At 51.0% G+C, this 12,440-nt stretch carries 11 protein-coding genes; 3 read left to right on the top strand and 8 right to left on the bottom strand.

Going from position 1 to position 12,440, the window contains the following annotated elements; all coding sequences use genetic code 11:
- Positions 1–73: 73 nt before the first annotated feature.
- A complete protein-coding gene (locus PN498_RS12740; RefSeq protein ID WP_272063181.1) occupies positions 74–1,774 on the bottom strand; it encodes a putative bifunctional diguanylate cyclase/phosphodiesterase in 1,701 nt (566 codons plus the stop codon).
- A gap of 485 nt (positions 1,775–2,259) precedes the next feature.
- Positions 2,260–3,612: a 3-phosphoshikimate 1-carboxyvinyltransferase gene (aroA, locus tag PN498_RS12735; protein ID WP_272063180.1), complete on the bottom strand. Its 1,353-nt coding sequence runs from the start codon at positions 3,610–3,612 to the stop codon at positions 2,260–2,262.
- Between the two features lie 196 nt (positions 3,613–3,808).
- Here aroA and PN498_RS12730 point away from each other — a divergent pair, with 196 nt between their 5' ends.
- Positions 3,809–4,051, top strand: coding sequence for a hypothetical protein (locus PN498_RS12730; protein WP_272063179.1), 243 nt, complete (start codon positions 3,809–3,811; stop codon positions 4,049–4,051).
- A gap of 49 nt (positions 4,052–4,100) precedes the next feature.
- Here the strand turns inward: PN498_RS12730 and PN498_RS12725 are convergent, their stop codons facing one another.
- The 5 genes from PN498_RS12725 to PN498_RS12705 all read right to left on the bottom strand — a co-directional run bounded on the left by PN498_RS12725 (position 4,101) and on the right by PN498_RS12705 (position 8,474).
- Positions 4,101–5,468 (bottom strand): 16S rRNA (cytosine(967)-C(5))-methyltransferase, encoded by a 1,368-nt coding sequence (locus tag PN498_RS12725; RefSeq protein WP_272063178.1) that lies wholly within the window; start codon positions 5,466–5,468, stop codon positions 4,101–4,103.
- 21 nt (positions 5,469–5,489) lie between these two features.
- Positions 5,490–5,678, bottom strand: a complete 189-nt coding sequence (locus PN498_RS12720) for a hypothetical protein (RefSeq protein WP_272063177.1) — start codon at positions 5,676–5,678, stop codon at positions 5,490–5,492.
- Between the two features lie 44 nt (positions 5,679–5,722).
- The gene (gene petN / locus PN498_RS12715; protein WP_272063176.1) at positions 5,723–5,812 is read right to left on the bottom strand and encodes a cytochrome b6-f complex subunit PetN; all 90 of its coding nucleotides are present in this window, start codon (positions 5,810–5,812) and stop codon (positions 5,723–5,725) included.
- 61 nt (positions 5,813–5,873) lie between these two features.
- Entirely contained in the window at positions 5,874–7,625 is a 1,752-nt protein-coding gene (locus PN498_RS12710; RefSeq protein WP_272063175.1) for an ABC transporter permease, read from the bottom strand.
- Between the two features lie 87 nt (positions 7,626–7,712).
- Positions 7,713–8,474, bottom strand: a complete 762-nt coding sequence (locus tag PN498_RS12705) for a hypothetical protein (RefSeq protein WP_272063174.1) — start codon at positions 8,472–8,474, stop codon at positions 7,713–7,715.
- 341 nt (positions 8,475–8,815) lie between these two features.
- Here PN498_RS12705 and PN498_RS12700 point away from each other — a divergent pair, with 341 nt between their 5' ends.
- Positions 8,816–9,337, top strand: coding sequence for a pentapeptide repeat-containing protein (locus PN498_RS12700; RefSeq protein WP_272063173.1), 522 nt, complete (start codon positions 8,816–8,818; stop codon positions 9,335–9,337).
- Positions 9,338–9,496: 159 nt separating this feature from the next.
- Here PN498_RS12700 and PN498_RS12695 read toward each other — a convergent pair whose 3' ends face one another.
- On the bottom strand, positions 9,497–10,279 hold the full coding sequence (locus PN498_RS12695; protein WP_272063172.1) for an SDR family NAD(P)-dependent oxidoreductase: 783 nt from the start codon (positions 10,277–10,279) through the stop codon (positions 9,497–9,499).
- A gap of 321 nt (positions 10,280–10,600) precedes the next feature.
- Here PN498_RS12695 and PN498_RS12690 point away from each other — a divergent pair, with 321 nt between their 5' ends.
- On the top strand, positions 10,601–12,382 hold the full coding sequence (locus tag PN498_RS12690) for a glycerol-3-phosphate acyltransferase (protein ID WP_272063171.1): 1,782 nt from the start codon (positions 10,601–10,603) through the stop codon (positions 12,380–12,382).
- The last annotated feature ends 58 nt before the right edge of the window (positions 12,383–12,440 follow it).

Genomic DNA, 12,440 nt, shown 5'->3' with positions numbered 1-12,440 from the left:
GAAGCCTAGCCTGTTTTGCTGAGGTTGACGCTTGCAGTTTAGCGCTATCTCGGAAAGGAACGATTGTCATCTTTTACAAACGCTTGGCTAATTCCTCAGCCACCATTGGGGTTCCCACCCAATAGCCCTGAATCAAATCGCAACCGTAGGACTTTAAAACTGCCATTTCTTCCTCAGTCTCAACCCCTTCGGCGATGACCTTCAGACCTAGATCATGGGCCATTGTCGTGACACGTTTGACAATGATTTGGTTTTTAGTCTCTGTCGGTATGTCACGAACGAAGGATGTATCGATTTTGAGAATGTCAATGGGCAACTGTCTTAAGTAAGCCAACGATGCATAGCCCGTTCCGAAATCATCGATCGCAATCTTGACGCCCAGCGCTTTCAACCCTTGCAGGAGATCGATAGCCGATTCAATATCCTGCATGAGAGCGGTTTCTGTCACCTCCAGTTCTAGATGCTCTGGGGGCAGCTGAGTTGTGGTCAAGATATTCTGAATTGACTGGGCTAATCGCGACTGATTAAGTTGAACGCTGGAAAGATTGACGGCGATCGCGACCACAGGCTGTCCACTGCGAAGCCAAGCTGCTGTTTGGTCGCAGACTGTTCTCAATACCCAGTCACCAACAGGCACAATCAGTCCAGTGTTTTCTGCTAGGGGTACAAAATGACCTGGAGAAATATAGCCACTTTCGGGATGTTGCCAGCGAATGAGTGCTTCTGCGCCAACAATGCGATCCTCGCTAAGGCTGTATTTGGGCTGATACCATACTTCGAATTCGTCTCGTTCTAAGGCATAGCGAAGCCAAGTTTCCAACTGCAACTCATCTCCAGAAACGACGGGCATATCTTTGCGATAGAACCGATAAGAATGACTCTTTTGTATCTTTGCCCAGTCGAGGGCCGCATCCGCCTGTCGCAGCAAGACATTGATGTCTTCTGAATCATCGGGAAATAAAGCAATGCCAATGCTGGCAGTCATAAAGACTTCCTGACCGGGTAACGAAAATGAGTGTCCTAAGCTTTCAAAAATCTGCTCGGCGATCGCAACAATCGTGTCCCGATCCTGAGGCGCAGGCACTACAATCGCAAACTGATTGCCGGTCAGTCGGGCGACTGCGGTTGAGGGTGGCAGGATGCCGGTTAGCCGTCGAGCGGTGGCTCTCAGCAAAGTATCTCCAGCCGTATACCCCAGCGTGTTGTTCACTTGTCGAAGCCTGTCAATGCTAAGGGTTAGCAGGGCCACCCGCTGATTGCCATTGGCAGCACGACGCATCGCTTGCATGAGTCGCTGCCTTAGAAGTTGATAGTTGGGTAGGTCCGTTAGGCTGTCGTAATGAGATAGCCGGTTGAGCCGCTCTGCGGTGTATCGCATGAGGGTGTTGTAGCGATTAGTCAGCGCATCTTGCTTGCGTAAGCGCCCCGCGATCGCCTCTAAGAGATCCCGCTCTGTAAATGGAGTGACCAAACAATCATCGGCCCCCAAGGCAACGCACTGCCGCCAGCGTAGGGTGTTGTCAATGGGCGTTAATAAGATGATGGGAATGGAGAGCAGATCCGGCTTACCTTGCAGATATTGCAGCAGTTCAAAGTTATCGCCGCCCGTAAGTTCCAGACCGCACAAGATCAGATCTGGATTGTGGGTGCGAGCCATCTCTAAAGCTGCTGGAATAGTCTCAGCTTGAATAATCTCATAACCTTCCTTGGTCAAAGCGGAAAGATGACAATCGTGTTGTTCCCCATTTGCTTCAATGACCAAAATTTTTCGCATAATAATTCAGACGTACTTTTTCGGAGAGTAACGTTGTTTAGCCTGAGGGTCTAAGACGCCATATTGCAGTTGACGTGTCTCAATCATGCCCTAGCTGCTAACAGTCTCTGCAGAGAGTTTGCAATTTTTTCCTAACAGATAGAGTCTTGACTAAAGGCACGGTGCAGTACATTTCTTTGCCGGTGATAGCAAGAGCGCCTAGACAATGCTTGAGAGACGAAAGATTAAATTAAGGCAATTCTTCTGGTTTGAAATAAGAGCCTACTTTCAATCATTTTCGCAGGCTTCATGTTTGGCTTTATTAAGAATAAACCTGCTGAAAATGATTTAATTCAATGTCTCAAGCCGACAGATACAGGATAGAAAAGCCGGATAGTGTGACTTTAGCCATCTAAGCCTATGCCCCAATAGCATCCGGGTACTCAGTGTATCGGCAGATGGCTCGCCGTCTTGTCCTAACGGAACTGACGACAGCGATAAGCACTCTACAAACTACAAACTTGGTCAAGCGTGTCCAGAAAGTTGGGATAGGAAATTGACGCTGCCTCTGCCCGTCTCAGGATTGTTTTTCCCTTGGCTTGGAGGGCGGCGATCGCCAAGCTCATGCTTACCCGGTGATCGGTATAGCTATCCACTTCTGCCCCTTCTAAAGCGGAGAACCCACCCGAGATTTCTAAGCCATCAGGAAGTTCAGTGATGTGGGCCCCCATTTGGTTAAGCTGCGAAGCCATCACTGCGAGGCGATCGCTTTCCTTGACCCGCAATTCAGCCGCATCCTTAATCACCGTGGTGCCCTTGGCAAAGAGAGCAGCAACCGCCAGAACCGGAATTTCATCAATCATTCTAGGGATGAGATCACCGCTGAAGGTTGCAGCAGTGAGTGGTCCGTATCGCACTCGCAGGTCTGCAACGGGTTCGCCAGTGACAAGCCGCTCATTCTCCAGTGTGATGTCGGCATTCATGGCCTGAAGCGCTTCTAAAATGCCTGTTCGAGTAGGGTTGACGCCTACATTTTCGATAACCAATTCAGATCCTGGCGTGATGGCAGCACCCACCAACCAAAACGCTGCGGAACTAATGTCACCAGGAACGACAACGGTTTGTCCCGTTAAAGTAGCGGGTCCGTTGACCGTCACTGTGCGGTTGGGCTGATCGACGGTGAGGTCAGCGCCAAACGCCTGGAGCATCCGCTCACTATGGTCTCGGGACAGGCTGGGTTCTGTAACGGTCGTTTTCCCGTCAGTTAGCAGCCCGGCCAGCAAGACGCAAGACTTGACTTGTGCTGAGGCCATTGGGGAATGGTAATGGATAGGCTTCAGGGCTTGACCTTGAATCGCTAAAGGCGCCAGGGTGTTATTCTGCCGCCCCCAAATCTTTGCGCCCATCTCAGCGAGCGGTTTAATCACTCGCCCCATTGGACGCGATCGCAGCGAACTGTCCCCGGTTACTGCAAAATAACGGTCTGGGTGAGAGGCCAACAACCCCAACATCAGCCGCAACGTCGTACCTGAGTTCCCAGCATCCAGGACATCAGCAGGTTCTTGCAAATGTCCTAAGCCGACTCCCTTCACGATCACCCAGTCGTCTTCCAAATCAGATAGTGTTACACCCATGGATTGGAAACACTGAGCAGTGCTGCGGGGATCTTCCCCCAACAACAAGCCCTGAATCCGCGTTTCGCCTTGGGCGATCGCACCTAGCATCAGCGCTCGATGAGAAATTGATTTATCGCCAGGCACCTGAATACGGCCTCGGAGAGCAATTCCCGCCGCAGGCACGGATACGGTCAACTGCTGATTTGGCGGGGATTCTGTGATTTGAAGGAGTGGTCCAGTCATGGTGTTGGGTAGAAGGGAACAGAATAAATCGTAAAAGTATTGATACGTCTTAAGCAACGGGGACAAACCCCTGTCAAAGATAACCTAGCCTCAGTGCGACCTGACTGTAACAGCTTGTGCGATCGCTTGCACATTCCAGCAATTACAGAGAAACTGTATATAGTTCATGTGTACTCATCAAGGCGGTAGAAAACCCATGGCACCTCAAACCGTAACGTTTAGAGTCGAAGTCATTGACGGGTATCGGCTTGGACGTTTAAAGGTACCCGCAACCCAGGCAGCAGACTGGCTGAACTTTCTGGTGACGCCTCATTATCGAGCCGATATTGTTTCTGCTGAGCAAGACGGCGATCGCCTTAGCCTGTATTTCGAAGCTAGCGAAGGACTCTATACGTACCTGGAAAACAAGCTCATGGCTGGCTTGAAGATGGCTGCCTAAATCAGCTACCTCTACTGGAATACCTTTCCTGGCACGACCTTCTCTGGCGTTACCTTCTCAAACGCGCCATGAAAAATCCGTCCATATCGTGTTGATGAGGCCACACTTTGACGGTGCCGGCAGGCGTCGTATAAGCAGCGGCGAGTTCATCGACAGCAGGTGGCACGATTCTCCATTCAGGATGGGATTGTAAAAACTGCTGAACAACCGCTTCGTTCTCGCTGGGGTGGAGGGTGCAGGTTGAATAAATGAGGGTGCCGTTGGATTTTACCCAAGTAGCCACCTGCGCTAATAAGCGTGTCTGAAGTGTCGCCAGTTCTGCAACTGTTTCTGGCGTTTGGCGCCAGCGAGCATCGGCATGTCGATGCAGGGTGCCAAGACCAGAACAGGGGGCATCGACAATCACGCGATCGCCCTGCTGCTCGAATCGTGTAATTACGGTGCTATCTCCAGTGAAAGTTTTGATGCTACTAAGCTCTAGCCGTTTGATATTTTGTTTGACCTTGTTGAGCCGAGAGGTGGTGCGATCGCAGGCCCAAATTAGACCTTGATCGCCCATGAGTTCTGCTAGATGAGTTGTCTTTCCACCGGGCGCCGCGCAGGCATCAATAACCACATCTCCCGGTTGTGGACTCACGAAATGGCTGACCAGCTGAGCGCTGGCATCCTGAATAGTCCACAGGCCTTCAGCATAGCCAGGTAGATTTCGAATCGCTCCTACGTGTCTAACAAGACGTAGTGCTTGCGGTAGTTGCGGCAGGCGAATGGTTTCAATCCCCGCATGGGAAAACTTTTGAGCCAGTTCTTCGACCGAAATTTTTAAGCGATTGACTCGCAGATCAATTGACGGGGCCTGGTTAAACCACTTACACAGCGCCTCGACTCCTGATTCGTTGAGCTGAGTTTGCCAGAGCTTGACGATCCAATCGGGATAGCTGTGGGCGATCGCCAGCGCCTGAGTGCGATCATCAGGTAACTGCAAGGGATCCACACTGGCTTGTTGCAGCCGAATATATTGACGCAGGATACCGTTGACAACACCAGAAAGCTTAGTTTTGCCAGCCGCCTTCATCAGTTCAACGCTGGTATTCACAGCAGCTGATTCAGGCACCTGTGTTAGAAACCTCAGCTGATAAAGCCCCAAATGCAGAACGATTCGCAGGTCTAGAGGTTGATGCTGTGCGCTCTTTTTGCCGAGCTGATCAATCAGCGCATCCAGCGTCCGCTGGCGCCGCACTGTTCCATAAACTAGCTCGGTGGCAAATTGCCGATCAAGGGAATTCAAGTCATGTCGATGTAGAAGGCGGTGCAGCACCACATCGGCAAATCCTCCTTGATGGACTTCCTTTAAAGCTTCAAACGCCAACCGTCTGGCTGGCGAAGCTGCATTTGAGGCAGGTTGAGACTGAACAGACACGAGATACAGAGAGGCTAACGACTACTTCTTTTTCTTCCTATTTTTAGGGCTGATACGGGGCTTGTTAGCTTGCTGTTCACGCTGACGACGACGGCGATCGCGCCAATCAACAGCAGTCAAATAAATGACGCCTCCCGTAACTAGGAGCAACAGTGCAGCAGCTAAAACTGCCAAGACTGTAAAAGTTTGTGCCTCAAAAGCTGTATCCATGGGTCAAGCCAACAACGAACCCCGCAAACCGGGTCTTTCTGGAATTAGAAGCCGTTACGACCCCAAACCACCATAGACAAAGAGAACGTGAAAACGACGAGAAGCGAAACCCAGCCCAGAGACAGAATATCCATAAGTTTGTTAAAAAGCGAGAATTCACAGCGTATTGACCATCATAAAACAAAGCCTCCCCCTTTAGACAGTGCGATTCGTCGTTTTATCCGAAAGGTGAGTCGTTTGGGAAACAGGCTTCTGAGTAGGGCGATCGCGGGCAATTTGATAGCTGAGAAAAATGACGGGGATAACGCCCACAATGAGAATAGCGATCGCCGGAACAGCCGCATCGACCAGACGTTCATCAGAGGCATATTGAAAGACGCGGACGGCCAGCGTATCGAAGTTAAACGGGCGAATCACCATCGTCGCAGGCAATTCCTTCATCACGTCCACAAAGATGAGAACAGCCGCAGTCAGTAAGCTGCCGCTTAGAAGAGGTGCATGCACTTGGGCCAGCGTCTGAGTTGGGCCATTCCCCAAACTGCGGGAAGCGTCATCCAGCGTCGGGCGAATTTTGGTCAATCCCGCCTGAACGGTGCTGACGGAGATGGCCAGAAACCTAACGAGGTAGGCAAAGATAAGGGCTACAACAGTGCCACTCAGAAGCAGCCCCGTAGAAATCCCAAACAGGCTTTCAGAGAGGGCCGCGATCGCATTATCTAAACGACCAATCGGCATCATGATGCCCACCGCAATAACGGCTCCAGGAACGGCATATCCCAAAGACGCTACCTGCACACCCCACTGCACGCTCTTGCCGGACTGTAGACGAGCACCATAAGCCAGCGCTAACGATAGGGCAATGCCCAAGCAGGCCGTGATACCTGCCAGGATGAAGCTATGGCTAGCTAGTTCAAAAAATTCTCGGTCGAAGGACTTTTGCCAATTTGCAAGTGCCATCCACAGCAGGAGCGCAGCAGGCAATAACAGGCCCAAAGCGATAGGCAGTGCGCATGTCAGACTTGCTGCGATCGCCCTCACACCGCTGAGATCGAACGTTGACAGACTTTGCTGACTGCCGACAGCTTGGTAGTAGCGAGCCTGCCTCCGCGAGACTCGTTCCAAAGTGACCAGCACCACAATAAAGGTCAGCAAAATACAGGCTAGTTGTGTTGCGGCTAGGCGATCGCCCATGCCAAACCAAGTGCGATAAATGCCCGTGGTAAAGGTACGAACGCTGAAATACTCCACTGTCCCGAAATCATTCAGAGTTTCCATCAGAGCCAGAGCAGTGCCTGCCGCGATCGCAGGTCGGGCCAGCGGCAACGCCACGGTAGCAAAGCTACGCCACGGGTTGCATCCCAGAGAGCGGCTTGCTTCCAGCGCACAAAGCGATTGTTCTTGAAAGGCCACTCGCGCCAGCATGTAGACGTAGGGATAGAGTACTAGGCTGAACAACACAATAGCTCCCCCTAGCGATCGGATGTTGGGGAACCAATAGTCCGTTGCGCTTTGCCAGTCAAACGTAGTCCGTAGAAAGGTCTGAACCGGCCCGTAATACTCCAAAAAATCGGTGTACGTGTAAGCCAGTAAGTAAGCAGGGGATGCTAAGGGCAGCAGCAGTGCCCACTCATAAACGCGCCGTCCCGGAAATCGACACATTGTCACCAACCAAGCGGTACTGATCCCCAACAGGAGAACGCCAAAGCCAACTCCGAACATTAGCCCTAAAGAGTTGGCAATATAGTTAAGCAGAACGGTTTCAACCAAGTGCCCCCAAATCTCATTCGCTGTCTCATCCCCCAGATGAATCACCGCAGTCATCAGAACAGCAATGATGGGCGAGGCTATTAGGAAAGCAATTGCCAAGACGACGATTGACCATCCTGCAACTTGCTTAGGCTGACGATGACGTTGGTGAAACGAATTCCCTGACTTGACCAAAGACATGAGTTCAAAAGGATAGATAGGTGGCGAGGCCGACTCTGGGACAGCGCCAGGAGTGCAGGTCGCTGTTGCTTCACAGCGTGAGTGGGGCTAACCAGCTGGTATGGATTGCTGAAGCGCTTGTAAATCTCCTAATGTCAAAATTTCATTGCTCATCACATAAACAGCCGAGCCATCCACATCGGAAAAAACGATTAAATATTTGACGGTACCCCCTTCGTCAGGATGAATTAACTCATAGACATTACGTCCAGTGTCTTCAAGATCGTCCCGCAAATCGACGCTGTAGCCTTGGTCTTCTAGTCCTGAAACGATTGATCTACCAACCGAACGATAGCTGACCGCTGAGCTAACCCGCCGACAATCACTGAGACCAAAGCAGCCCGTCACAGAACCCTCAACATGCGGAAAGTCACTGCTGTAGCCCCTGAGTGGCCCCTCTGAACCAGACACAGGATCGCCATAGGCGGGAGTAGGGGATTCCTCGGTTGGTACATCCTCTAGAACAGGATCTTCTTGCGCAGGTGTATCCTCTGCGGGTGGAAAAACGGTATTATCGAGCTCGGGTTGGGGTTCGGCAGCTTCTGGAAAGCCAGTTCCAGAAATGACAGAATTTTGCAAGAGGTTATCGACCGAAGGAGGCTCTGGCGATCGCGTCACCGAATCTTCTGAAGCAGCTTCCTTTGCCGCTGACTCTTCAGGTTGTTCAGGCAAAATAACGACCGTAACGTCCTCAGTTCTAGGTTGTTCGGAAGACTCTGCTATTGGTATCGCTTCCTTCTCTTCAGCTTTAGGCAAAGGAACCGTCAGCAGTAGCCCATGAGAGATCACGGATAGTGCAAACACAGCCATGGGCACAAGTACTCTTTTCTTAGGCTGGCGGAATTGCACAAATGACTCCAACTTTAATGACGCTGACAAAGATAGGCAGCGATTAACCCCGAGGCTATTGATTATGCATAACATTAGCCCGACACCAATATAACTTGCCTATTGGCATCTATTTGCAACTGGCTGCTTAGAACAGCATATTAAGGGCAAGTCACGTTGGCTCACAAGCCCAATCTGAGCAGATCTAGAAATTTGGCAAAACTCATCTTTAATGACAGGCGACTCCGTCTAGAGGTGTTAGCCTAGAACGCCTTAGAGATTTTGTAGCCTTAAACTGTGACTGTAAGTTTTGATCGATAACTATGAAAGCAAACCGCATCTTTTCAGGATTAGCTCTAGGCCTAATTGCTTTTACTGGGATTGCCGCTGCAGGTTGCTCCTCGCAAAGAGGCAGCGGTGGACCGGAGGATGCGATCGCCAAAGCCAGCGCGGGTGAATGCCTAGATTGCGATCTGGCAGGAATCGATCTATCTGGGCAGAGCTTAAAGGAAGCTCGATTCAACCGCTCCAATCTGAGCAGTGCCAAGCTGTCTGGCGCAGATTTAAACAATGCGCTCATGGACAACGTTGATTTGCAAAATGCAGATCTCTCTAATGCCAATCTCACCCAATCGGCACTAACGTCTGCCAATCTTGCAGGGGCAAACTTGAAGGGGGCTGACCTCAGCGAAGCCTATCTACGAGGGGCAAACTTAACTGATGCTGATTTCACCGATGCCAATTTAACTGGAGCCAATCTTGCCAGCACCAATCTGGAAGAAGCAATTTTGGATGGAGCTACCCTCGATGGGGCCACGCTACCAGAAGGATTTGTCTGGCCATGAGACGCTCTCCCTCAGCAAGGCTGACACAGAATATTCACCGGTCGATGGGTGCTGTTCATCTCACGCTAGCTGTACAACTTCGATAGCTCATTGACGTCAGTCTCATTCAAGACTTGAATGAGTTCAGCGAGCCAGAGTATAGACCCGCAGCACGGACGATTATTGGCCGGCTTTGAACATGCGACCCACCGTATTGACCAGTAACTCTCTCGGTAAAAAGCGGTTAGCATTCACCAATATTTTGTTGAATCCACCTGTTACGACGTTAGAGTCACCGCGATCAAGCGCTTTGAGAGCTGATTCAACGACATCCTCAGGTGTGTCGTAATTCTGCCCGACACTAGCCTCCATGCTGTCAGGAAAATCAGCCGCTTTAAAGAACTGAGTTTTGGTTGGACCAGGGCAAACGCCTAACACTTTGATATTGTACGGTTTGCACTCATACCAAAGCGATTCGCTGAAGCTGAGGACAAAAGCTTTGGACGCTGAATAAATGGCAAAGTAAGGAATGGGTTGAAAAGCAGCTGTAGAGCTGATGTTGACAATGCTGCCTGATTGCCGTGCTTTCATGCTTTTCAAGCATCGATAGGCCAACTCGACAAGCGCCGAAATGTTGAGTTGAACCATGTTAAGAGCAGTGTTCAACTCACTCTCTGCAAACTCTCCATAGCTGCCAAATCCAGCATTGTTGATCAACACATCAATCTCGATGCCCTGCTGATCAAGTTTTTGAAAGATAGTTTCGCTGGCTTCAGGAGCGATAAGGTCCTGGACGATGACAGTAGTTTTGACGCCGTATTGCTCATTGAGGGAACCCGCGATCGCCTCCAACTTGTCCTGCGATCGCGCAACTAAAACAAGATCGTATCCTCGCGCTGCCAATTTATCTGCAAACACAGCGCCGATTCCCGAAGATGCGCCAGTCACCAATGCTGTTGTCATGAAGTTTCCTTTAAAGCTTGCCGTTACCCTCTCCGATTAGTATGGCGAATTTTTTTGAAGGAAGCTTATTACTAGCGACAGATAGCAGACTGGGTCTATTGTCGATTTAACCCTTCCTTTTTTAGCAACGGGAACGTATTTAAGTATCAACTTTGAACTTTGGATTTGCCGATGACTCAATCATTCAAAACTCAAAACTGAGAACTTAAAATTCATTCCTTCCTTAGCCCTGGCCTACACTTCAAGAAGCCAATAGCGTCTATATCCTGATGACGACCCTTCTACCTTTATCCTTAATAACGACAAGGTCATTGTCGATTTATGCTGACCCTTACTCAAGTCTGGGGTGCCCTACTGATTTTTGTGGTCTGTCCACTCTTGGGGGCACTGCCATTAACCCGATTCGTACTGCCTCCAACGGGTGGAGCACAGCCAATGCAGGAGCGCGATCGCGCCATCGGCATCCCAACCGTTTTTGAGGCTGGTGGAACCTTTGCAGGCGTTTTGGCCATTATCCTTGAGGCAGCAAAAGGTATCGGCACCGTACTGCTTGCCCGTTACTACTTTCCAGCGGATGCGAGTTGGGAAGTGGTGGCGCTAATTGCCTTACTAATGGGGCGCTATTGGGCGGCAAAATCAGTGGGTACGACCAGCATTTTGTGGGGATCAACAATCCACAGTCCAGTTGCAGCCGGACTAACCCTGCTGATTAGCTTTCTAGGCTTCACGATATTTCGCGAGAAACAGCAGGGGCGTTTACTGGTTCTGGTGCTGTTTCCGGTGATCACAGCACTGAGTCAGCAGAACGGGATGCAAATTCTGCTGACGGCCTGTTTATGTGGTCTGATGGGTTGGATTTATCAAAAGGTTCCAGAAGACTTAGAACTCCCTTCGGCCTCCACTCGTCTGGAATCCCGCCGTCTATTCGGATTTTTTCGGAGCGATCGCGCCCTCTTTTCACTGGATCAGGCGTTAAGCCGGGACACCGTTGGCAGCAAAGCGGCCACGCTAGCGCAGCTCACAGCGTGGGACTACCCAGTCCCCAAAGGCTACGTCCTGCCGGCAGGGGATGATCCCGCCATGCTACTTGAGATTACCCGCCCTTCCGGTAAGTCTCCCGTGATCGTGAGAGCGTCCGCGATTGGGGATAATCCATTGCTGGCGTCCGCCGCCGGACAGTACAGCGCGGTACTTGACGTCACCTCTCAAGAAGCGTTACTCGTTGCCATCAACCAGGTTTTTCAGTCTTATAACCGAGGGAGTGCAATTCAGTATCGTCGCGATCGCGCCCTCCCAGAAAATCGCTTGGCGGTCATTGTCCAGCAGCAGATTCAGGGCCTATGTAGTGGTGTTGCCTGTAGCCGTGACCCGTTTACCTGCCAGGGTGATGCTGTGATCATTGAAGCCCTGCTCGGTCCGGCACAGCAAGTGACTTCAGGCACATCCAACCCAGACCGTTACCGTGTCCTGGTACAAGAAAATGATCTACCCGATCAGCTCAATAGCCCTGATAGCTGGCAGCTCCCTGAAGCCCTCACGTTCGCGGTGGAAGGGACCGGGGACACGCCTAAACGACTGCTCGAAGAAGTGGCTTTCTTAGCCCGTCACGTGGAACGACGATATCGGGGGGTGCCTCAAGTTATGGAATGGAGTTTTGATGGCGATCGCCTATGGCTTCTCCAAAGTCGCCCCTTAATTCCCCCCAGCCCTGACCGCCCTTCAGAGATGCCAGCGCTGCCGGGTTCCTCAACTTCCCTCACCTATGAAAAGAGCCAGCGCCTTATCGGAATGCCTATTAGTCCTGGACAAACCGATGGAAAAGTTATTGTGCCAGACGAGCACTCAGCTTCCTCAGCGATTTCCTCAAACACCATTCTTGTGGTGCCTCACCTCAAAGCCCATGAGGTACCTGCTTTAGCCCAACTGCAAGGGTTGATTATCGAGACTGGAGGGCAGTTGTCCAATGGTGCGATCGCCGCACGAGAATACGGCTTACCCGTTGTTCTACTGATGCCCAACGAGCGCCCGCTTCTCCAATCAGGTCAGTCCATAAGACTGGATGGCACCCAGGGTTTGATAGAGCTGCCGCCGCGTGATCAATGACAGAAATCCCCCTCTATCCCTCTCTCTATGGATGATGAAGACATTCATTCATCCATCT

Origin of the sequence: Oscillatoria sp. CS-180 (assembly GCF_028330965.1) — a bacterium.
Lineage (GTDB): Bacteria > Cyanobacteriota > Cyanobacteriia > Phormidesmidales > Phormidesmidaceae > Halomicronema.
This window is presented reverse-complemented; position numbering and strand designations above follow the sequence as displayed.

Bases quoted from the DNA above. Each gene is read 5' to 3' on its own strand.
- PN498_RS12720 (WP_272063177.1), bottom strand. From the start codon at position 5,678: ATGGATACAGCTTTTGAGGCACAAACTTTTACAGTCTTGGCAGTTTTA.
- PN498_RS12695 (WP_272063172.1), bottom strand. From the start codon at position 10,279: ATGACAACAGCATTGGTGACTGGCGCATCTTCGGGAATCGGCGCTGTG.
- aroA (WP_272063180.1), bottom strand. From the start codon at position 3,612: ATGACTGGACCACTCCTTCAAATCACAGAATCCCCGCCAAATCAGCAG.
- PN498_RS12705 (WP_272063174.1), bottom strand. From the start codon at position 8,474: ATGGCTGTGTTTGCACTATCCGTGATCTCTCATGGGCTACTGCTGACG.
- PN498_RS12700 (WP_272063173.1), top strand. From the start codon at position 8,816: ATGAAAGCAAACCGCATCTTTTCAGGATTAGCTCTAGGCCTAATTGCT.
- PN498_RS12710 (WP_272063175.1), bottom strand. From the start codon at position 7,625: ATGTCTTTGGTCAAGTCAGGGAATTCGTTTCACCAACGTCATCGTCAG.
- PN498_RS12730 (WP_272063179.1), top strand. From the start codon at position 3,809: ATGGCACCTCAAACCGTAACGTTTAGAGTCGAAGTCATTGACGGGTAT.
- petN (WP_272063176.1), bottom strand. From the start codon at position 5,812: ATGGATATTCTGTCTCTGGGCTGGGTTTCGCTTCTCGTCGTTTTCACG.
- PN498_RS12690 (WP_272063171.1), top strand. From the start codon at position 10,601: ATGCTGACCCTTACTCAAGTCTGGGGTGCCCTACTGATTTTTGTGGTC.
- PN498_RS12740 (WP_272063181.1), bottom strand. From the start codon at position 1,774: ATGCGAAAAATTTTGGTCATTGAAGCAAATGGGGAACAACACGATTGT.